Source organism: Arthrobacter sp. S41 (assembly GCF_004320535.1).
Taxonomy (GTDB): Bacteria; Actinomycetota; Actinomycetes; order Actinomycetales; family Micrococcaceae; genus Glutamicibacter.
The window spans coordinates 823,235-843,257 of sequence record NZ_SIHY01000001.1; the positions used below are offsets into that span (position 1 = coordinate 823,235).

The 20,023-nt window shown below is 54.3% G+C and carries 20 protein-coding genes and 1 tRNA gene; 11 read left to right on the top strand and 10 right to left on the bottom strand.

Annotation, left to right across the window (positions count from 1 at the left end; translation table 11 throughout):
• Positions 1-14: 14 nt before the first annotated feature.
• The gene (locus EYR88_RS03785; protein WP_131088387.1) at positions 15-1,751 is read right to left on the bottom strand and encodes a 2Fe-2S iron-sulfur cluster-binding protein; all 1,737 of its coding nucleotides are present in this window, start codon (positions 1,749-1,751) and stop codon (positions 15-17) included.
• Between the two features lie 47 nt (positions 1,752-1,798).
• On the bottom strand, positions 1,799-2,302 hold the full coding sequence (gene soxR / locus EYR88_RS03790; RefSeq protein WP_131088388.1) for a redox-sensitive transcriptional activator SoxR: 504 nt from the start codon (positions 2,300-2,302) through the stop codon (positions 1,799-1,801).
• Between the two features lie 136 nt (positions 2,303-2,438).
• On the opposite strand from soxR, the gene EYR88_RS03795 reads away from it, so the two are divergent.
• On the top strand, positions 2,439-2,945 hold the full coding sequence (locus EYR88_RS03795) for a flavin reductase family protein (RefSeq protein ID WP_131088389.1): 507 nt from the start codon (positions 2,439-2,441) through the stop codon (positions 2,943-2,945).
• A 71-nt stretch (positions 2,946-3,016) separates the two neighbouring features.
• On the opposite strand, the gene ettA is transcribed toward EYR88_RS03795, so the two are convergent.
• Together ettA and EYR88_RS03805 are read right to left on the bottom strand one after the other, a co-directional pair.
• Positions 3,017-4,699 carry an energy-dependent translational throttle protein EttA gene (ettA, locus tag EYR88_RS03800; protein ID WP_131088390.1) on the bottom strand — a complete coding sequence of 561 codons (1,683 nt, stop codon included), beginning with the start codon at positions 4,697-4,699 and terminating at the stop codon, positions 3,017-3,019.
• 113 nt (positions 4,700-4,812) lie between these two features.
• Positions 4,813-5,262: a single-stranded DNA-binding protein gene (locus EYR88_RS03805; protein WP_165477269.1), complete on the bottom strand. Its 450-nt coding sequence runs from the start codon at positions 5,260-5,262 to the stop codon at positions 4,813-4,815.
• A gap of 358 nt (positions 5,263-5,620) precedes the next feature.
• Here EYR88_RS03805 and EYR88_RS03810 point away from each other — a divergent pair.
• Positions 5,621-5,694: transfer RNA gene (locus EYR88_RS03810), tRNA-Arg, on the top strand.
• A gap of 390 nt (positions 5,695-6,084) precedes the next feature.
• The gene (locus EYR88_RS03815) at positions 6,085-7,284 is read left to right on the top strand and encodes an MFS transporter (protein ID WP_131088392.1); all 1,200 of its coding nucleotides are present in this window, start codon (positions 6,085-6,087) and stop codon (positions 7,282-7,284) included.
• 14 nt (positions 7,285-7,298) lie between these two features.
• On the opposite strand, the gene EYR88_RS03820 is transcribed toward EYR88_RS03815, so the two are convergent.
• A complete protein-coding gene (locus EYR88_RS03820; RefSeq protein ID WP_131088393.1) occupies positions 7,299-7,745 on the bottom strand; it encodes an Lrp/AsnC family transcriptional regulator in 447 nt (148 codons plus the stop codon).
• A gap of 156 nt (positions 7,746-7,901) precedes the next feature.
• Between EYR88_RS03820 and EYR88_RS03825 the strand changes: the two genes are divergently transcribed.
• The 6 genes from EYR88_RS03825 (at position 7,902) to EYR88_RS03850 (ending at position 13,290) form a co-directional block, all read left to right on the top strand.
• On the top strand, positions 7,902-8,624 hold the full coding sequence (locus EYR88_RS03825) for a LysE family translocator (protein WP_131088394.1): 723 nt from the start codon (positions 7,902-7,904) through the stop codon (positions 8,622-8,624).
• A 149-nt stretch (positions 8,625-8,773) separates the two neighbouring features.
• A complete protein-coding gene (locus tag EYR88_RS03830; RefSeq protein WP_131088395.1) occupies positions 8,774-9,463 on the top strand; it encodes an ABC transporter ATP-binding protein in 690 nt (229 codons plus the stop codon).
• Positions 9,460-10,065: an energy-coupling factor transporter transmembrane component T gene (locus tag EYR88_RS03835; protein ID WP_165477270.1), complete on the top strand. Its 606-nt coding sequence runs from the start codon at positions 9,460-9,462 to the stop codon at positions 10,063-10,065. Before EYR88_RS03830 ends, EYR88_RS03835 begins: the two co-directional genes overlap by 4 nt.
• Positions 10,066-10,111: 46 nt before the next feature.
• Positions 10,112-10,690: a biotin transporter BioY gene (locus tag EYR88_RS03840; protein ID WP_131088397.1), complete on the top strand. Its 579-nt coding sequence runs from the start codon at positions 10,112-10,114 to the stop codon at positions 10,688-10,690.
• Positions 10,691-10,693: 3 nt separating this feature from the next.
• The gene (locus EYR88_RS03845) at positions 10,694-12,130 is read left to right on the top strand and encodes a class I adenylate-forming enzyme family protein (protein WP_131088398.1); all 1,437 of its coding nucleotides are present in this window, start codon (positions 10,694-10,696) and stop codon (positions 12,128-12,130) included.
• Positions 12,127-13,290 carry a thiolase family protein gene (locus EYR88_RS03850; RefSeq protein ID WP_131088399.1) on the top strand — a complete coding sequence of 388 codons (1,164 nt, stop codon included), beginning with the start codon at positions 12,127-12,129 and terminating at the stop codon, positions 13,288-13,290. Before EYR88_RS03845 ends, EYR88_RS03850 begins: the two co-directional genes overlap by 4 nt.
• 120 nt (positions 13,291-13,410) lie before the next feature.
• Here EYR88_RS03850 and EYR88_RS03855 read toward each other — a convergent pair whose 3' ends face one another.
• The 5 genes from EYR88_RS03855 to EYR88_RS03875 form a co-directional block, all read right to left on the bottom strand.
• Positions 13,411-13,755 carry a metal-sulfur cluster assembly factor gene (locus EYR88_RS03855; RefSeq protein ID WP_131088400.1) on the bottom strand — a complete coding sequence of 115 codons (345 nt, stop codon included), beginning with the start codon at positions 13,753-13,755 and terminating at the stop codon, positions 13,411-13,413.
• Positions 13,756-13,765: 10 nt separating this feature from the next.
• A complete protein-coding gene (gene sufC, locus EYR88_RS03860; RefSeq protein WP_131088401.1) occupies positions 13,766-14,524 on the bottom strand; it encodes a Fe-S cluster assembly ATPase SufC in 759 nt (252 codons plus the stop codon).
• Positions 14,525-14,585: 61 nt separating this feature from the next.
• Entirely contained in the window at positions 14,586-15,866 is a 1,281-nt protein-coding gene (gene sufD / locus EYR88_RS03865; protein WP_131088402.1) for a Fe-S cluster assembly protein SufD, read from the bottom strand.
• Positions 15,867-15,868: 2 nt separating this feature from the next.
• On the bottom strand, positions 15,869-17,329 hold the full coding sequence (gene sufB / locus EYR88_RS03870; protein WP_131088403.1) for a Fe-S cluster assembly protein SufB: 1,461 nt from the start codon (positions 17,327-17,329) through the stop codon (positions 15,869-15,871).
• Positions 17,326-18,111 (bottom strand): metalloregulator ArsR/SmtB family transcription factor, encoded by a 786-nt coding sequence (locus EYR88_RS03875; protein WP_131088404.1) that lies wholly within the window; start codon positions 18,109-18,111, stop codon positions 17,326-17,328. The genes sufB and EYR88_RS03875 overlap by 4 nt, the downstream gene beginning before the upstream one ends.
• Before the next feature lie 190 nt (positions 18,112-18,301).
• On the opposite strand from EYR88_RS03875, the gene EYR88_RS03880 reads away from it, so the two are divergent.
• Both EYR88_RS03880 and EYR88_RS03885 read left to right on the top strand, forming a co-directional pair.
• The gene (locus tag EYR88_RS03880) at positions 18,302-19,258 is read left to right on the top strand and encodes an ABC transporter ATP-binding protein (RefSeq protein ID WP_131088405.1); all 957 of its coding nucleotides are present in this window, start codon (positions 18,302-18,304) and stop codon (positions 19,256-19,258) included.
• On the top strand, positions 19,255-20,016 hold the full coding sequence (locus EYR88_RS03885) for an ABC transporter permease (protein ID WP_131088406.1): 762 nt from the start codon (positions 19,255-19,257) through the stop codon (positions 20,014-20,016). Before EYR88_RS03880 ends, EYR88_RS03885 begins: the two co-directional genes overlap by 4 nt.
• Positions 20,017-20,023 lie beyond the last annotated feature (7 nt).

A 20,023-nucleotide genomic window follows, 5' to 3' on the forward strand; every position in this document is an offset into this window, starting at 1 on the left:
TTGGCTTTGGCTTCCTAGATGTCCAGCTCCACGTTCTCCCTTGGTACGGCTACGCACGTTAGAACGTGACCGTCAGGTATCGTGGCGCTGGGCTCCATCGGATAGCTCACGCTCCCCTTGAGCAGCTTGACCGCGCATTGACCGCAGGATCCGGCTTGGCATGAGCTTGGAGCGTCGATCCCTTGAGCCTGCAACGCATCCAGAAGTACACCTTGTTCTGGTTGCCACTCAAAGTGTTTTCCAGAGTCAAAACAATTGATCTCTGCGTTAGCGAAGTCTTGAAATAGCTCGCTGAAATCTTTGTGCGGTGAGACAAAGGCCTCGCAGTGAATGTTCTGCGGTTCGATACCTTCGGCTCGACAGATCTCCTGAGCCATCTGCGTGAACGATTGAGGTCCACAAATCACCACGCTGTCACAGCCTGCGACTACGCGGGCGATGTCTTCAGGATTCGGACGTGCCACGGTGCTATCAAAATATTGAACCGTAGGCGCAGCATTCCCTCGGCCAGCTAGTGCTCTTGCCTCCGAGAACAGCGCGTTCGGGGCGCCACGCTCAACGTGCACCAGTCGGAGATCCTGTACCTGCGCGGCAGCTTCATGATCACGTAGCAGCCCAAGAACAGGGGTGATCCCAATTCCCGCTGAGACCAAGGCCGTGCGCTCTCGCAGGACCTTGGCAGCAGTCACCGACCCGTAGGGTCCAGATATCAGTAGTTGTTCTCCTGGTTCAAGTTGCGACAGTTTCGCAGAGACTGCTCCTTGAATCCTTACGGCTATGGTGACGTTCTGCTCGTCAACGGCGGTGACCGTGTAGTTTCGCCAAGCAGGATCCGAGAAGTGAACCCTAAGATACGTTCCAGCCTCGTCGCGCTCCTTGAACCAACCGAATGTGTCGCTCAAAGTAATTTCGACTAGGTCTGAAGAGACCTTGGTGGTTTTTTGGACTGTCGCATATCGAGGCGAACGCTTCGCGGGAACTAGGTTTGAAATATCCTCGCTTGGCATTTCAATCTTAATCTCGTCGCCCACTTCAAGCGTTCCGGGCTCGAGAACCGTTCCGTAGATACCGCAATGCAAATGACCAAAGTGCGTGGCAAGCAACCGTGGCCCATTGATATCCACTTCAGTGGTTTCCGGATTCACCGATGTGGCCGAACACCGCTCAATCGACTTGGTTATTGCAATCCTTGCCTCGCCAATGCGTATTACCTTGCCGATGAGTCCAAATTCTGCAAAGGCCGGGAGTCCTTCCACTAATATATTGCCGCGGTATCTGCGCGGGTCCATCTCAATCTGCCCCGCGACCGATAGACGCTCGACTGTCCTGGGATTAATGATGGAAATGCCCGAACGTTGAGAATCGAACATTCCCTTCGGCATAGATACTGCTCGGCGCTCGATGGCACCCTGAGTCGGAAGATGCTCTGACAAGTACGCACCAAGTTCCGCCACGCCGTCAGGCGTTGACGAGTCGAATGTCAGTGAAGACGCATTCACTTGATCTGGCGCTGCGACGGTAATAAATGGAGGGTTGGATTCCACAGACCATTTTTGCAGGCTTTTATTGTTTTTTAGGATGGTGAAGCTGTGGCAGCTGCCCCACTGTCCATCAAGAACCTCAACCGTTCCGTTCGTGAATGCGATACTGCGATCGCCGCGTATTCCACCGCCAACGCTGACAGCGCCAGCGTCGATTGCTTCGCCGGGCAAGCCCTTGATCGGAAAACGAAATAGCTGAGCAATCTTCATGGATTCAGTCTAGTAAATCTCGTCAGGTCTCAACCACATCGTGAAGATCAGTCGTCCTGTTCAGCTCCTTCGATTACCTCCAGCCTTCTGGCCCCTGATCCATCCTTAGACAGTTGATCTTCGGGGTTAAGTAGCCCACAAGCTTGCATCGAGAGGCACCCGCATCCGATGCATCCCATAAGCCGATTTTCTAGCTCCTCGATTGCCCTGCGACGAGCTGCCAATACCTGTTTCCACTGTTCGGTGGCCCTGAGCCAGTCCGTTTCCGACGGGACACGACTCATAGGTACTGGGGCTAAAGCGTGCTTGATGTCTTTGAGCGCAATGCCCAGTTGCCGGCCTACGGTAATGAGTGAGATCCGCCGAAGCAGATGCCTTGGGTATCTACGTTGGTTTCCGCCTGTGCGTAATGACGAGATGAGCCCAACCTCTTCGTAATAGTGAAGGGCTGAGCGGGCAACTCCGGTACGGTCGCTGACCTGTCCGATGGTGAGCAATTCTTGCGCGGGTATCTCTTCTGAAGGTTCCTGCGGACTTGTTGTGCGAATCATCACGACTCCCCTCCTTGACCTCAAGTTTACTTGAGGTCTTAGTGTGGAAGTAATCAATATCGTTGGTGGGAGCCTGTAAAACTTCCACATCAGCTGCTGAACCTTATTTCTCGGGTTCAGGCAAAGGAGCCACTGGATGAGTCAATTGTCAGATGAATTTCGTACGGCGTTCCGCCACCATCCAGCTGGTGTCGCACTTATTACCGCAACGGTAGATGACGTTCCCTACGGATTGACTATTTCTTCCTTGGCTTCCTTGTCCATTGAGCCGGTAGCCGTTTCATTTTCGCTAGCCAAAGAGTCAGGAGCTGCCGGCGCGGTCCTTGCCGCTTCCAGCTTCGTCATTCACATGCTCGGCGAACAGCAGGACGAATTGGCCACCAACTTCGCCCGACCGGGAGCCCCGCGTTTCACGCCTGAGCAAAAATTTCGTATCTTGCCTACGGGTGAACCGCATTTCATCGATGCGCCCGTAGCCTTCCGCGCCACGCTTCACTCATCGGTCAGCGTAGGCGGGTCACGACTAATCGCGGCGGAAGTTCACGAGATTCTTCATGGGCTTTCAGAACAACATTTGCTCCACCAAAATCGGGAGTACCTGCGTATCTCAGAATTCCTGAACGCTTCGACGTCGCGGCAATAGCTCGTCTACTGAACTTCTTCGTTATACAGCAATGGCCGCCACAAAAGTGGCGGCCATTGCTGTACAGCTTCCTAGTCGCGAGTCAGTCGACGGTGAGTCACGCGATGAGGCTTAGCTGCATCGGCGCCCAGGCGCTCAACCTTGTTCGCTTCGTAGGACTCGAAGTTGCCCTCGAACCAGTACCAGTTCGATGGGTTCTCTTCGGTGCCCTCGTAGGACAAGATGTGGGTTGCCACTCGGTCCAGGAACCAACGATCGTGCGAGACCACGACGGCACAGCCTGGGAAATCAAGCAAAGCATTTTCCAATGAGGAAAGAGTCTCAACGTCCAAGTCGTTAGTTGGCTCATCGAGAAGCAAGAGGTTGCCACCCTGCTTCAGGGTCAATGCCAAGTTCAGACGGTTGCGCTCACCACCGGAAAGCACGCCGGCCTTCTTCTGCTGGTCTGGGCCCTTGAAACCGAAGGCCGAGACGTAAGCGCGAGAAGGCATTTCAACCTGTCCAACTTGGATGTAGTCCATGCCATCCGACACAACTTCCCACAGGGACTTCGTCGGATCAATGTTTTCGCGGTTCTGGTCAACGTACGAGATCTTGACGGTATCGCCAATCTTCAGCGAACCAGCGTCTAGCTCTTCCATGCCAACAATGGTCTTGAAGAGAGTTGACTTACCAACACCGTTCGGACCGATGACACCAACGATGCCGTTACGAGGCAACGAGAAGGATAGTCCGTCGATCAATACACGTTCGCCGAAACCCTTCTTGAGGTCGTTGGCCTCAATAACAAGCTGACCCAAACGTGGGCCAGGTGGAATCTGGATCTCTTCAAAGTCAAGCTTGCGGGTGCGCTCAGCTTCCGCAGCCATTTCTTCATATCGAGCCAGACGAGCCTTCGACTTGGTCTGACGTCCCTTCGCGTTCGAGCGAACCCATTCGAGTTCTTCGGCCAGACGCTTAGCAAGCTTCTGATCCTTTTTGCCCTGAACTTCCATACGCTCGCGCTTCTTCTCCAGGTAAGTGGAGTAGTTGCCCTCGTATGGGTGCAGACGGCCTCGGTCAACTTCACAAATCCACTCGGCGACGTGGTCGAGGAAGTAACGGTCGTGAGTAACTGCCAATACTGCGCCTGGGTAAGCAGCTAGGTGCTGCTCCAGCCAAAGTACGGACTCGGCGTCCAAGTGGTTAGTAGGCTCATCGAGCAGCAACAGGTCTGGCTTCTGCAGCAATAGCTTACAAAGAGCAACACGACGACGCTCACCACCGGAGAGGTGGGTTACCAACTCATCGCCAGGTGGGCAACGCAATGCATCCATTGCCTGTTCTAGCTGGTTGTCGATATCCCATGCATCGGCCGCGTCGATAGCTTCTTGGAGCTTGCCCATTTCTTCAAGAAGGGTGTCGAAATCAGCACCTTCTTGAGCCATCTCTTCGGAAATCTCGTTGAAGCGAGTGATCTTTTCGTAGATCTCTCCTACGCCTTCCTGGACGTTGCCCAGGACGGTCTTTTCTTCGTTTAGTGGTGGCTCCTGAAGCAGGATGCCCACCGAATATCCTGGTGAAAGCCGCGCTTCACCGTTGGACGGGGTGTCGATACCCGCCATGATCTTCAAGATCGTTGACTTACCAGCACCGTTCGGTCCCACAACACCAATTTTGGCGCCTGGGAAGAACGACATGCTGACATCGTCAAGGATGACTTTGTCACCAACGGCCTTGCGAGCCTTGGTCATCGTATAAATGAATTCCGCCATGTTGTTAAGGCTAGTCGGTGATAGGGGGCAAAACCGAATCCGAACTCAACTATTTTGGCTTGGTGGTGCTCGGATTCACTTAAGTGAGCCAAGCACCACCCAACAATGAATATTCAGGCCGCTTGACCCTGGTCTTTTGGCCAACTCGCATCTGCGTCCGTTTGAGATTCAGAATGCGATACTCGTTCAATTTCTGAGGTGTCCGTACGGACTCTTGTGAAGGTGCTTGTTCCAAAACGAAGATCGTGACCAACGCTGAAGGCTTCGACATCGGCGCTTGTTCCGCGCGTACCATCTGCTCTCTCGAATTCTCTGATCTGCAGCTTGCCGAAAATCACCACATGATCACCTTGGGCCAGTGACTCCATGGTGTTCTCCGCCAAGCCTCGAAAAGCCGAGATTGAATACCAGTTAGTTGGCCCGTCAACCCATTGGCCTGATTCAAGATCTCGCTTCCTTTCGTGAGTAGCAGCTCGGAACTTCAGAACAGAAACTCCTTTTTGGGTAATGGTCAACTGCGGATCCGTGCCAACGATGGCACGGATAGTCACTAGATCGCTCACTGGACCCACTCCTTATAATCCGGACACCGAGGACTGTTCCCGGCGTTAGTCCTCATGGTGCTGCCTGCTCGATTACCCAAGAGAGCGACGACCGCGAATTGTGGATACCCAGTCAATCGCCCCTCCTTGTTGCCCGAGGTGATCCAAGTTCTGCTTCGGCGACGTTCGAACTAGAAGTGGCTGGCTCACCGATCTAGGCGATGTGCCTAGAATCGCGAAGACGCCGTTGCAGTTAAGTAGGCCGAGATTTTGGTCAATTGAAATAACCTTGCCTGATTAGGCGGAAATGGATGACTTCCCCCTAGTAGCCTCAAGTCGTATTTTTAGTAGGCAATGAGCTAAACTATTTTTCGGCTAAGCCTCCGTAGCTCAGCTGGATAGAGCAAGAGCCTTCTAATCTCTAGGTCACCGGTTCGAATCCGGTCGGGGGCACATTTAACCGCTGTTCACTTTGAAAATAAGTGAGCAGCGGTTTTTCTTGTGGAGAGAATACCTGCTTCGCTAGACAGGTTTAGTCCATGGGACAGCGTTCGAAAAACCTGGCGTCTAGCAGTTGCTAGACAGGGCTCACGGCATGTTCCGGCACCGATTCCCTGCCCTCATTTGGCAATAATTGAAGACTCGCGTAGGGGCAACTATCGCCTTCTAGCTTCATAAGTTTTGTCGCCTGATGGCCTGAGATCAGCCAGTTTCCTGTGCGCGCGCTTAACAGGAGCCACGCATCCTCGCTGAATCAAAACATGGGGCAACTGAACGGTAACTTAGCGGCGAATTTTGCGATAAACTCTAGGGAATATAGAAACCGAGAGGCAACATTTTCTCATGATTCAACCGGTCGCCATCCGAGAGCGGCTCGTCCCCTCTGAGCGCACCAGTATCAACCTAATATTCCTGCTTGCAGGACTTTCCTTCGCTTCGTGGGCCGGCCGGCTTTCGATTATTGATGCAGTACTAGGATTTTCCGGGTTAGGTCTCGGCTCGTTCCTGCTTTGCATGACCGTCGGAACACTTATTGGCTTGGCAATCATCCCAACCATCAGTCGATACGTTCCCACAAAACGACTCTTGTGTTCTCTGCCTCTGGGGCTTGCGCTTTGCCTTCCGATACTCGGCATCGCCATCTCAATCACTCAAAGTACGGCACTGGCCTACATTGCCTTGTTTATCAACGGCATCATTTTTGGTTGCCTCGACATCATGATGAACGTCAGCGGTGCACGAATTGAACGTGAACTCGGGCGGAGCATCATGCCCTCGCTACACGGTTACTTCAGCCTAGGCTCGTTGTTGGGAGCCGGCGTGGCAACAGCATCGATCGCACTGCACATCCCGAGTATCTGGCATTTCAGTGTTGTATCCGTAGCCATTCTCGTGTTGGCATTTGTCGCCCATCTTGGACTGTCCTCGTGGGAAAACGAGAACTTCGCAAACCGTGCCAAAGAGAAATCTGCGCAGTCCTCGGCACCACCACGCAAGCTCGGACTACTTATGCTCTTGGGTCTGATGGTTGCCGGGCTGAGCTTCGCAGAGGGTGCTGCCAACGACTGGATAGCCGTTGCCACCGTGGACGGCCACGGGTTGAAGCACCAGGACGGTGCGCTCATGTTTACGCTGTTCGTGGGGGCTATGACGTTGGGCCGTTTTGTTGGCGGTCAGCTCGTAGACCGACTTGGGCACAAGAACACGTTGCTGTTCATGGGATCTATCGGACTAGTTGGCGTTTGCCTGTTCATCATCGGAGCCAATCCGTATCTCATCGGTTTGGGTTCGGCAATGTGGGGACTTGGCAGTTCTTTGGGCTTCCCCGTCGGCATGAGTATCGCAGCTTCCAGGAGTGAACGCCTGGGCCCCAAGGCTGTAAGCATTATCAGCGCCTTCGGATATGGTGCAATGCTTGGCGGCCCGCCACTCATTGGACTCATCGTCGACAGCACCGGACTGCCTCAAGCACTCTGGATCTGTGCGATCGTCTTGGTGATGTCACTTCTACTGACTCCCCGAGTCAGCCGACGCCCGCGCTAGAGCTCTTCGCGCAACTAGACAGGGATAACGGCGCGCTCTTTGATGTTACGCATCACGATGGTACTGGTGAGCTTCTCAACCCCAGGTAGTCCGACCAAGACATCGTCATAAACGCGCTGGTAATGACTGAGGTCTTCGGCAAAAACTCGGAGCAAAAAGTCAGGTTCACCAAAAAGTCGTTGCGCGTCAACGATGAGATCCACCTTTTCGACGGCTAGCTCAAAATCTTTGAGCTGCGCACGATCCTTGAGCGTGACAAACACGAGCGCTTCAAAACCTAGACCAACCCGATCTGCAGCGATCACGGCTTGATATCCCGTAATGATTCCGGTTCGCTCAAGCTCACGAATACGTCGATGGCACGGAGCTACGGACAGACCAATCTTTGTGGCCAACGCCGTTGCGCTGATTCGACCGTCAATCTGCAGTTCAGCGAGTATCGCGCGATCCAATCTGTCCATGATGCCAGCGTAGCGCACAAATAGTTTGCGCCAACTCGTCAGAAAGTACGCTTTTCTTGCACAAAGTTCGGATTCCTCCCAAAAATCAGCAAACACATTTTGAGTGAAATTTCCTATGGTTGATTCAACGCTGATTGATACCTAGGAGACGGACTTATGGACCTCGCTCAAATTGCAGGATTTCTCCTAGTCTCAGTTACTTTGGCGTGCACCCCAGGAGCCGATTGGGCATACATCATTTCGGCAGCCCTCGGCCAGCGCAGCTACCGGCCAGCAATCTGGGGTCTCATCTCCGGCTACCTTTTGCACACGGCACTGTTGGTTTGCGGAATCGCAGCTTTGGTCGCCAGTTCACCAACTGCTTTGATGTGGTTAACCGTTGCCGGCTCCTTCTACCTACTCTGGCTCGGCATCTCCACGCTGGCGTCATTCAAACGTGCGAAGTTTTATGATCCAGCCGAGGCTTCCAGTCCTTCTAGCGTCAACTCTGCAGATTTTGTACCAGCAGAAAGTCGCACACCGCTGAGCGAGGGTTCCGTTGCGGTCATGTCCAAGCCCAAAGGTTCCATAACTTCACGAAGCCCGTACCTGCGTGGCCTACTGACCAGTGGAACAAATCCCAAAGCGTTACTACTCTACGTTGCCTTGATTCCGCAGTACCTGGACACCTCAGCAACAGCGCCAATCTCCGTTCAGACCGCCACCTACGGTCTAACACATGTGGGCGTTTCGATTGTTGTCTACTTCAGCGTCGCGATGGCAGCAAGGGCGTTGTTGCGCTCACGTCCAAAGGTAGCTCGGGGCGTCACATTATGCTCGGGTGTCATTATGGTGTGCCTCGCGCTTGGCTTGATCTACGAACAATTTTTTGTCGCATAGCTAATTTATTGAACGCTGATCAAGACAATTGAACAGTGATCAAGTATGCTCTTTATCGATGGTATTTCAACCATCCGATCCGTTAGTCAGACCAACGCCACAATGACGTGCAAGTTCGGTTTGGCTCAGAGCATCACGCTGGAGCTTTTGTGGAACTACCCCCAATCCGCATCGAGAACGTCACTGTTCGATATGAGGACAGAGACGTTTTGACAGACGTCAGTCTCACCCTGAACGAACAGCGAATTGGCATCATTGGCGCCAACGGCGCCGGCAAAAGCACGTTGTCACGGTTGCTCAACGGACTGGTGCTTCCCACCCAAGGTTCGGTTCATATCGGCGAGCTGAACACCACGCAACACTCCAAGCAGATCAGGCGTCAAGTGGGATTTGTTTTTCAGAATCCCGCCAATCAAATCATCATGCCGATCGTCTCCGAAGATATTGCTTTTGGGCTAAAGAACCTGGGGATGAGTAAAAATGAGCGGCAGCAACGCGTCGCGGAAACCTTGTCCGAGCTGAACATCTCCCACCTCTCAGATCGTGAAAGCCATACGCTCTCCGGTGGCGAGCAACAAATGGTGGCACTGGCTTCAGTCCTAGCGATGCGCCCTCGGACCATCGTTTTTGATGAGCCAACAACCATGCTCGACTTGCGCAACAGGCTTGGCTTTCAACGCGAAGTATCCAGGCTCTCACAAAGAGCCATCGTGATTACCCATGACCTGGAAATCCTCGAAGACTTTGAACGTGTGCTCGTCGTGACCGATGGACACATTGCGTTCGACGGGCCCGCCGATGCCGCAATCGACCACTACCGGGCATGGAGTCACGCATGATCGCGGCTCACAATACCTCGTACCTTTCGCGCATAAAGCCCGGATGGAAGTTTGGAAGCCTGCTGGTACTGAGCATCGCGCTCTACATGATTACTTCGTGGCAGGTCCTGCTGGTGGCATTCGTGCTCAGTGTGTTCTTGCTGGCCTCCGCACGTGTACCAATGAAATTCCTTCGCGGACCATTGATCTCCATCACCATCATTCTTGGTGTCGTTTTTATCCTGCTAGGGATACAAACGGACTGGCTAAACGCTCTTCGCTCGGTTCTACGCCTGTTGACCATGTGTCTATTGGCTTATTCGGTCAGTCTCACCACGCGCTTTTCAGAGATGCTGGAACTCTTTCAGCAAGTTGCCTCGCCACTACGCTACGTGGGCGGAAATCCAGATCAAATCGCATTGGCTCTCTCAATGACTATTCGCTTCATTCCTGAATTGAAAAAGGTCTACATTGAGGTCCGAGAAGCGCAACATGCTCGGGGCTTGGCTAACAACCCGCTGGCCGTCACGGTCCCACTGGTCGTACGTTCACTAAAAATCGCAGACGAAACTGCGGAGGCACTCGATGCCCGCGGCTACGATTCGGCACCGACACGGCGCTAGCTTCACACCGATTACTCCCTTACTCTTGCTCTCCCTAGGAAAATCTATGACTTCTTCAACTTCCACCTCACAAACCAAGAACACTGTCTACATTGCCGTCTTCGCCGCGATGATCGCCGCCATGGGTTTGCTTCCTCCGATCACGCTTGGAATCATTCCCGTGCCGATCACGTTGCAAACTCTCGGAGTCATGTTGGCCGGAGCGTTGCTCGGTCCATGGCGTGGTGCTATGGCTTCACTAGTCGTGGTTGTTCTGGCCTTGGCTGGGTTGCCCTTGCTCGCGGGAGGACGTGGCGGGTTCGGCGTATTCTTGGGCCCAACCGGCGGATACCTCTTGGGATGGATTCTAGGGTCCCTGATCATCGGTGCACTGTTCAAGTACTGGGTGTTGCGGATTACCGGCAAGACGGCCCAGTTCTTTGCAGGATTACTCTCCGTGATCGCCGGCGGCATCGGAGGCATCTATCTCTGTGGTGTCCCTTGGACTGCAATGGTTACCGGACTGGACCTAGGCACCTCGCTGCTTGGTTCAGCGGCGTTCCTACCTGGCGATCTGTTCAAGGCAGTCGTGACCACCTTGGTGGCCCTAACCGTGCACCGCAGTTACCGTGGGCTGATGAAGTAAGCCATGGATTACTGGACCGCTCTGAATCATTGGTCCCAACAACGCCCCGATCATCTAGCCGTTGCTTCTACCGTCGGCCAGCTGACCTATTCTCAGCTAGCCGACTACGCCCAGCAACTGGCTACAACGCTGGATGCTGTTCCAAATCAACGAATTGGAATACTGACCAGCGACCCCGTTCAGATGGCTGTCGGCTTCCAAGGAACTGCGCTGGCGGGCAAGACCTTAGTAGTGCTCGACCCAGCTTGGCCTGAAGCGCTCCTGCGTTCAATGATCAATCTGCTTCAGTGTACCCATCTGATCTCCCAGGACTTACCGGAATGTCTTGATGCCGACACCTTCAAGCTGGTTCCACTCCCCCAGAGTGGTTCAACTGGCCCACGGATCACCCGTGCCAATTCACCCAAACGTGAACTACTGATCATCTGCACTTCGGGTACAACATCACGACCCAAGGCAATTGTCAGGACCGCTGAATCCTGGACCACATCCATAGCTTCCTGCGCAGACATATTGGGAGCAACCTCAGATTCGATCACGCTTTCTCCCGGTCCAATATCCCATGGTCTCGGACTGTACTCGCTGGTGGAATCCTTACACACCGGTGGAACATTCGTGGGCACCGGTCGATGGAATGTGGACGGAACCCGCACGCTTCTCAAGCGCTTCAGGTGCAACAGAATTGTCAGCGTTCCGACCATTCTGGAACTGATGCTCAACAGCATAGATGCCAACCTGCTTGGCCACGTGACCTGCGTGGTTAGCGGCGGAGAATCACTACGTCCCGTAGTCGTGAACCAATTACATAGTCTTGTCTCCTTGAGGCACTGCGTTGAATACTTTGGGAGCAGCGAACACAGTCTGATTGCCTATGCGAAACGCATCCCCGGAGGTGTGGCTTCCAACAACTTCGTTGGGACATTGTTCCCAGAGGTGGAAGTTCACCTGCACGACAAGGATCTGCACACTGGCACGGGACGCGTATTTGTTCAAAGTCCGTTTAACGCGATTGATTACTTGGCCGAGACCGCCCCACCCATGGCCAGATGCCACACTTCGACAAGCATCTGCGACATGGCAAAGGTATCGGGTAATCGCGAGATAACTTTCTTGCGGCGCGGTGACGGAATGCTGAATCTGCACGGCAACAACATCTACGTCCAAGAAATAGAACAGGCTTTTGTCCGAGTCGGATTGCCTCAGATAAAGATCCAGGTCCAGGGCAGTGACGGAAATGAACGCCTCGTCGCCTTCGTCTGCTCCACACCTGTTGAAGGCCAGGACCTCTTATCCGAGCTCGGAGAATTCCTGCCCACCTACAAAATCCCCCACGAAGTCATATTCATGAGCCGTTGGCCGCAAACTTTCAGCGGCAAGGCGACCCTATTGCATCTGGACGAAGGCTCCGAAGAATTCCTACAAAGATTGCGACTACGATGACTGACGCCTTTGTCACTAATGCACTACGCACGCCGATCGTTAGGGCAGGTAAAGAGTACGCCCGCACAAACGCCGAACAACTTTTGGCACCGGTTTTTGATGCCCTGCTCGAACGCTGTGGATTGTCGCCGGCGAGCGTTGATCACGTGTTCGTTGGAAATGCCGCAGGACCGGGCGGCAATATTGCGCGCGTCGCGGCGCTCGCTTCGGGCCTACCTTCATCAGTTGGAGCTACATCTCTGGATGCACAGTGCGCTAGCGCGTTAGAGGCCATTGCAGCCGGCGCACGCATGATTCGTTGTGACGAGGCTCAGGTTGTACTTGCTGGTGGTGTGGAATCGGTCAGCACCGCGCCCTGGCGGGTCGAAAAGCAGACGTCTTCCATCTCGCCGCCAAGACTCTATTCACGAGCAAGATTCACTCCGTATCCAGACCCCGATCCAGATATGGGTACCGCTGCAGAAAACATTGCTGCACGATTCGGTGTGAGTCGGGCTCGGCAGGATGTCTTTGCCTTGCAAAGCCACCAACGCGCAGTGCAAGCTGCGGTGGATGGCGTCTTTCGCGATGAACTAGTTCCAGTGAAGACCGCCTCTGGACTCATCGAGGAAGACACGTGTCCTAGATCCACGCTCAGTGCCAAGAAGCTGGCTACGCTCAAACCCGCCTTTGTGGAAGGCGGAAGCGTGACGGCAGGAAATTCTTGCCCGATCAATGACGGGGCAAGCGCTGTGCTCTTGGTCAGCAAGAAGGTTCTTGAGAAGCTGCAGCCGCAGTTTGCCCTGCGTTATCTCGCATCGTCCTCTGCCGGATGTGATCCTGAAATTTTGGGGATGGCCGCCGCACCTGCCTATCAAAAACTTTCAAAGCTTCTGGAGCACGCACCACAGCAGCACGAGCCACTAATTGAGTTTAATGAAGCCTTCGCCGTCCAAGCGCTGGCCTGTCTTGACCAATTGGGGATCGCGCCCGAGTCAGTCAATCGAGAAGGCGGTGCCTTAGCACTTGGGCACCCCTACGGCGCTAGTGGGGCTGTTCTAATCACGCGGCTATTTTCTCAAGCACGGCGAATGAATCTGTCTGGGCAACGGGCTTTCGCATTGATGGCTGCGGCCGGCGGCACAGGTAGTGCCATCGGGTTTGAAACAGTCATCAATTGATCTCTACTCGCGTCGTACAGTAACCCGTATTTTCAGCACAGTCTCTACAGCTCAAGCAAAAAACGCGAGTCGCTACGGATCCTTTCAGATCTGTAGCGACTCGCGTTTTAGGGGTCGAAATTAGATGTTGAACCCAAGGGCTCGCATCTGATCGCGACCGTCATCAGTAATGCGTTCTGGACCCCAGGGTGGCATCCAAACCCAATTCAGACGGTGATCATCAACGATGTTCTCCAACGCCTTTGAAACCTGCTCCTCGATAATGTCGGTGAGCGGGCAAGCTGCGGTGGTCAACGTGAGATCAAGAATTAGCACGCCATCTTCTGCGTACTTCAAACCGTAGAGCAGCCCCAAGTCAACGATATTAACTCCCAGTTCCGGGTCAATAACGTCCTTAAGAGCTTCCTCAACATCTTCCAGAGGAGTCGAAACGGCTCCTACGCTCTGCTCGGTTGATTCAGTCATTGAAATACCTTTAGGCCTTGACGTTCAGGTAGCGGTCGTAGCCTTCGTCTTCCAGACGGTCAGCAAGCTCCGGGCCGCCCTGTTCAGCAACGTGACCGTCGACAAACACGTGAACGAAGTCAGGCTTGATGTAACGCAGGATGCGAGTGTAGTGGGTGATCAACAAGGTACCCATGTTGTTCTCATCCTGTGCGCGGTTCACGCCCTCAGATACGATCTTCAGTGCGTCAACGTCCAAGCCCGAGTCGGTCTCGTCGAGAATGGCGAACTTAGGCTTGAACAGTTCCAGCTGAAGGATCTCAACACGCTTCTTCTCGCCACCGGAGAAGCCTTCGTTGACGTTACGACCAGCGAAGTCGGCGTCAATCTTGAGCTTGCCCATAGCTTCCTTGACGTCCTTGGTCCAAGTACGCAGCTTCGGAGCTTCTCCGTCGATTGCGGTCTTAGCGGTACGCAGGAAGTTGGTCATGGTTACGCCTGGTACCTCAACTGGGTACTGCATAGCCAAGAACAGGCCAGCCTTAGCGCGCTCGTCAACGCTCATTTCCAGCACGTTTTCACCGTCGAGGGTGATGGAGCCGGAGGTGACGTTGTAGCGTGGGTGGCCAGCGATGGTCGAAGCCAAGGTCGACTTACCCGAACCGTTAGGACCCATAATTGCGTGGGTCTCGCCGGTCTTGATGCTCAGGGTTACACCCTTGAGAATTTCCTTCTCGCCCTGCTCGGTGTCAATAGAGACGTGCAGGTCTTTGATTTCCAGAGTAGACATACGTCGTTCCGTTTCTTTCTAAAAAGCTCTAAGGCTAAAAAGCTGGTGAAGCGAGTACTACCTAGTGCTCGGTAGCAGCCAATTCTTCTTCGATGGTGTCGGTCAGTCGCTCCTGGAGAGCTTCGTCGCCGATTTGCTGAACGATTTCGTTCAGGAAGCCACGGACTACCAAGCGGCGTGCGGTCTTTTCGTCGATACCGCGAGCCATCAGGTAGAAGAGGTGCTCATCATCGAAGCGACCGGTGGTCGATGCGTGTCCAGCACCATCGATCAAACCAGTTTCGATTTCCAGGTTTGGAACCGAGTCAGCGCGAGCGCCGTCGGTCAGAACCAAGTTGCGGTTAGCTTCGTAGGAATCGGTACCCACAGCTTCCTTCTGGATCAGCACGTCGCCAACCCAAACAGTGTGTGCGTCCTTGCCCTGTAGCGCGCCCTTGTAAAGAACGTTCGACTTGCAGTTAGGAACTGCGTGGTCGACGAACAGACGGTGCTCAAGGTGCTGGCCGGGATCTGCGAAGTACAGGCCGTAAAGCTCAACTTCCGCACGTTCGCCGGTGAAGCGAGCCGACGGGTTCACGCGAACCAAGTCGCCACCGAAGGAAACAACGATGTGCTTGAACTTAGCGCCCTGGGCAACCAGTGCCTGCTGCGAGGAAGCGTGCACTGCGTCATCTTCCCAAGCCTGCAGTGAAATCACAGTCAAACGGGCGTTGGCGCGAACATCAAATTCGATGTTCTGTGCCAGTACTGCCGAGCCAACGTGATCCAAGATCACGGTAGCTTCTGAGTTTTCTTCAGCAACAATGATCAGGTGCTGAGCGGCAGGAACCAACGATTCGCCGGTGATGCGAAGGCTAGCGTTAGCGCCTTCAGCATTCTTCGGAATGGTCACAACCTGAGTCTCGGACGCGAACTTCCAAGCATTGGCTGAAACGCGATCATCCGGAGTATGCGCTACACCGTTGAGGGAATCATCTGCAGACACAACCGAAAGCTTGGCGATGTCATTTCCGGTGAGTTCAACCTTTGGAGCTGCGCCAGTGAGGTCATCACTGTGCAGGCCCTTAAGTCGCTTCAAAGGGGTGAAACGCCAGTCTTCTTCACGACCGGTCAGCTTTGCGAAATCCTCAACGTTGGTGCTGGTCAAACGACCGGCACGCGAAGAATCCGGAGCAGCAACTCCGCCACCGTGGCTGTGTGCCTTGGTGGAGGCACCGCCTAGTGGCGAGCTGTCATTATCGTTGATCGGCGAAAGATCTTCGCCCTCTTCGGTGAAACCAGGAATGGATGGAGCGCCAATGCGCACCTTCTCCTCTGGGATGTGGGTGGTGGTCTCCGACATTCTTAACCGACCGATCCTTCCATCTGAAGTTCAATAAGGCGGTTCAGTTCCAGCGCGTATTCCATAGGAAGCTCACGCGCAATTGGCTCAACGAAGCCACGCACGATCATCGCCATTGCCTCGTCCTCGGCCATACCGCGGGACATGAGGTAGAACAGCTGCTCTTCGGAAACGCGGGAAACGGTCGCCTCGTGGCCCATGGTGACGTCGTCTTCACGAACGTCGATGTATGGGTACGTGTCCGAACGCGAAATCTGGTCAACCAGCAACGCGTCACAGACCACCGAGTTCTTGGTGCCCTTGGCACCTTCCTGAACCTGAACCAGACCACGGTAAGCCGAGCGTCCACCGTTACGAGCAACCGACTTTGCAACAATGGCCGAGGAGGTGTTCGGAGCGATGTGAACCATCTTGGAACCGGTGTCCTGGTGCTGGCCTTCGCCTGCGAAAGCGATGGACAGGGTCTCGCCCTTGGCGTGCTCGCCAACAAGGTAGACCGCAGGGTACTTCATGGTGACCTTGGAACCGATGTTGCCATCGACCCATTCCATGGTTGCGCCTTCTTCACAGATAGCGCGCTTGGTCACCAGGTTGTACACGTTGTTCGACCAGTTCTGGATCGTCGTGTAGCGAACGCGAGCGTTCTTCTTCACGATGATTTCCACAACTGCCGAGTGCAGCGAATCAGACTGGTAGATCGGGGCGGTGCAACCCTCGATGTAGTGAACGTAAGATCCTTCATCAGCGATGATCAAGGTGCGCTCGAACTGACCCATGTTCTCCGTGTTAATACGGAAGTAGGCCTGCAGTGGGATTTCTACGTGTACGCCCTTAGGAACGTAAACGAAAGAGCCACCGGACCATACTGCGGTGTTCAACGAAGCGAACTTGTTATCGCCTGCTGGGATTACCGAGCCGAAGTACTCCTGGAAGATCTCTGGGTGTTCCTTCAGACCGGTATCGGTATCAAGGAAGATGACGCCCTGAGCTTCAAGGTCCTCACGCAGCTGGTGGTAAACAACCTCAGACTCGTACTGAGCGGCAACACCGGAAACTAGGCGCTGCTTTTCAGCCTCAGGAATACCCAACTTGTCGTAGGTGTTCTTGATGTCTTCAGGAAGCTCATCCCAAGTGGTTGCTTGCTTCTCGGTGGAACGCACGAAGTACTTGATGTTGTCGAAGTCAATGCCCGAGAGGTCTGGACCCCAGGTTGGCATTGGCTTGCGGTCAAAGTACTTCAGCGCCTTCTGGCGGCGGTCCAGCATCCATTCTGGCTCGGACTTGAGGGCGGAAATGTTCGCCACAACGTCCTTGTCAACGCCGCGGCGAGCGTTAGCACCCGCGTCGTTCTTATCTGACCAGCCATATTCGTAATTGCCGATTCCTTGGAGTTCGGGGTTCTTCTCCAGAATTTCGGAAATTACACCTGGGTCTGCTGACTCCTGTGCAATCTGATCCGTCATCGCGGCCTCTCCTGCTTCGTGAACTGAATTCGAGTTCTCTTCTCGGCGCGCATTGGCGCCTTTTCACGCCCCACAGGGATGTGGGTCGTGCACACGTGTCCGCCGCCAGCCAAGGTCGACAATCGTCGAACGTCGACTCCAAGCAATCTGGCGAACATTTCAGTTTCCATGTCGCAAAACACCGGAAACTCTCGTGCCAAGTCTTGTATTGGGCAGTGGCCCTGGCACAGCTGAACGCTATGCATCAAAGCGGTTGCCACTTTTGTATCAACTTTTCGGCTGTACCCCACAAACCCGTCCGCGCTAAGCAAATTGCTTAGAACTTCGGCTCGTGCTTCCAGTCCTTCAACACCGATCAACGCTTTCGCGTATCGGGTCTCCATTTGTGCGAAACGATTACGCGCGAAGGTGCGAATCGCATCGTCTCCTGCCGCATCGCCGAGCATCTTTAGTGCGTCGGTAGCGATTTCCAAGTAGTCGTTGCCGAGCTTCGTCTGGCCGCGGTGCGAAAGCACGTAGCGACGTGACGGGCGTCCGGCGCCCGACTTCTGGTTTGCTACCAGTTTCACTTCAACGAGTCCCGACTTCGAGAGAGCGTCAAGGTGACGGCGTACTGCTGCCGGAGTGAAGCCAAGCTTGTTGCCCAGCTCCGCTGCACTCACCGGTCCGTCCTCTAGTACTGCGTAGAGAACACGATCGCGCGTGCGTTCTTCGGTATCCCCAACTGCACCAACTGTTTCGGCAGTGGAGCCACTAGCTGAGTCTAAATTTGATGAATACACAACACAATCATGCGTAAATTTTTGCTCTAGGTCTAGTAAGGAAGGGCTTACTAAGTGAGAGCTTGCCCACCTCGTCATCCGATACCTCTTAATAAGAACTTCTCTCTCCATTCTCTCGCCCCTAGTCGGTGACCGCGAGTCTTGGTGACACAATCCTCAAAATTCCAACTTCGACATGTCGTAGAATGTTTTGGTGTCTTCCCAAACCCCCAGTCTGATCATCAATGAGCTGGCCAAAGATTTAGGGCCAGTCCCAGCCTTGGACAACCGCATGTTGCGCGTCCTAGAGTCAGTGACTCTGAAGGCTTACCCCGGCCAGGTCACCACGCTGCTCGGGGCAAATGGCGCCGGCAAATCCACCACCCTGGCTTGCGCCCAAGGCCTCCTGCAACCCAACGGTGGCACGGTCGAGCTACTGGGTCAGGATCCCTTCGGAGACAACCCCGACCTTCGTTCGCGGGTGGGCGTTATGCTTCAAGACGGTGGACTTCCCCCCTCGATGCGGCCAGTGCCGTTGCTGCGACACGTCGCATCCTTGTATAAGAACCCCATCGACATTGATGCGTTGATCACACGACTAGATCTCGAGTCTTTTGGGACCAGAACTATTCGCCGACTCTCCGGCGGCCAAAAGCAGCGTGTAGCCATGGCTATTGCGCTAGCTGGCGATCCAGAAGTTCTTTTCCTTGATGAGCCCAGCGCCGGGTTGGACCCACAGTCGCGTCAAGTCGTTTTTGATTTGATCTCTGAGCTGCGTGATGCCGGCAAGGCAATTATTCTCACCACTCACCTGATGGATGACGCCCAGCGCCTAAGCGACTACGTCTACATCATCGATAAGGGCTGCACCGTCGCCCAAGGCACCGTTGCCGAACTGATCGAGCGAGCTGCCGAAGATCAAGACACCCGGCCAATTGCCTTTGCGGCACCGGCTGGCCTAGTCCTTCCAGAACCGCCTGCTGGTTTACACCTTTCAGAAATCTCTCTCGGCGAATACCGCTTGGACGGTGTCAGCTCCCCCGAACACCTGAACTGGTTAACCACCTGGTGGGTCCAAGAAGGTATTCTGCCCACGCAGCTCAACCTTCAATCACGCAGCCTCGAAGATGTGTTCCTCGAATTCGCACAAAAGGAGGAACGCGCATGAGCCAGCCAGTAGCAACGTCAAACGCCACATCGCCGCTCAAACGTATTCTCGCTCAGGGTAAGTACGAGTCCATTCAGATGCTCAGCAATGGTGAGCAGCTCATCCTTGCCGTGGTTATGCCGCTGATTGCATTGATCGTTCTGAACGTCACCGATCTGATCGAGGGTGTAGCGGAACGAAATATCGACGCCGCAGTCCCCGGCGTGTTGGCACTGTGCGTTATTTCAACAGCCTTCACTGGTCAGGGCATCGGTACCGGCTTTGATCGCCGTTACGGTGTGTTGACGATGTTCTCCACTACTCCCCTGGGTAAAGCTGGTCTGATTTTCGGCAAGGTTATTGCCGTGCTGACCGTCTTGGTTATTCAGGTTGTGCTGATCACCGCTGTGGGCCTGTTCATGGGCTGGCATCCAAACCTTGCGGGTATCGCCCCAGGAATCCTGTTCTTGCTCCTAGGCGCGGCCGCATTCACCTCTCTGGGGCTGCTGATTGCCGGAACCGTTAGGCCAGAAGCAACCTTGGCGATCACCAACCTCGCTTGGATCCTGCTAGCTGGCGCTGGTGGCGTCTTGTATCCACTGAGCATGGCGCCGGCGTGGATTCAGCCCACCTTGAACGCCTTGCCCTCTGCGGCCTTGGGCGATGCAATGCGCGACGCATTAATTTCAGGACACTTCAGCATTGCTGGACTGATTTTCCTTCTCTTGTGGTCCGCAGCTGCATCCTTCGCCGCCATCAAGCTGTTCAAGTGGAACTAAGCTACCG

Excerpts from the sequence above, each read along its gene's own strand:
- EYR88_RS03815 (WP_131088392.1), top strand. The coding sequence starts at position 6,085 with ATGATTCAACCGGTCGCCATCCGAGAGCGGCTCGTCCCCTCTGAGCGC.
- sufB (WP_131088403.1), bottom strand. The coding sequence starts at position 17,329 with ATGACGGATCAGATTGCACAGGAGTCAGCAGACCCAGGTGTAATTTCC.
- ettA (WP_131088390.1), bottom strand. The coding sequence starts at position 4,699 with ATGGCGGAATTCATTTATACGATGACCAAGGCTCGCAAGGCCGTTGGT.
- EYR88_RS03785 (WP_131088387.1), bottom strand. The coding sequence starts at position 1,751 with ATGAAGATTGCTCAGCTATTTCGTTTTCCGATCAAGGGCTTGCCCGGC.
- EYR88_RS03795 (WP_131088389.1), top strand. The coding sequence starts at position 2,439 with ATGAGTCAATTGTCAGATGAATTTCGTACGGCGTTCCGCCACCATCCA.
- EYR88_RS03835 (WP_165477270.1), top strand. The coding sequence starts at position 9,460 with ATGATCGCGGCTCACAATACCTCGTACCTTTCGCGCATAAAGCCCGGA.
- EYR88_RS03855 (WP_131088400.1), bottom strand. The coding sequence starts at position 13,755 with ATGACTGAATCAACCGAGCAGAGCGTAGGAGCCGTTTCGACTCCTCTG.
- sufC (WP_131088401.1), bottom strand. The coding sequence starts at position 14,524 with ATGTCTACTCTGGAAATCAAAGACCTGCACGTCTCTATTGACACCGAG.
- sufD (WP_131088402.1), bottom strand. The coding sequence starts at position 15,866 with ATGTCGGAGACCACCACCCACATCCCAGAGGAGAAGGTGCGCATTGGC.
- EYR88_RS03840 (WP_131088397.1), top strand. The coding sequence starts at position 10,112 with ATGACTTCTTCAACTTCCACCTCACAAACCAAGAACACTGTCTACATT.
- EYR88_RS03825 (WP_131088394.1), top strand. The coding sequence starts at position 7,902 with ATGGACCTCGCTCAAATTGCAGGATTTCTCCTAGTCTCAGTTACTTTG.
- EYR88_RS03885 (WP_131088406.1), top strand. The coding sequence starts at position 19,255 with ATGAGCCAGCCAGTAGCAACGTCAAACGCCACATCGCCGCTCAAACGT.
- EYR88_RS03845 (WP_131088398.1), top strand. The coding sequence starts at position 10,694 with ATGGATTACTGGACCGCTCTGAATCATTGGTCCCAACAACGCCCCGAT.
- EYR88_RS03850 (WP_131088399.1), top strand. The coding sequence starts at position 12,127 with ATGACTGACGCCTTTGTCACTAATGCACTACGCACGCCGATCGTTAGG.
- EYR88_RS03820 (WP_131088393.1), bottom strand. The coding sequence starts at position 7,745 with ATGGACAGATTGGATCGCGCGATACTCGCTGAACTGCAGATTGACGGT.
- soxR (WP_131088388.1), bottom strand. The coding sequence starts at position 2,302 with ATGATTCGCACAACAAGTCCGCAGGAACCTTCAGAAGAGATACCCGCG.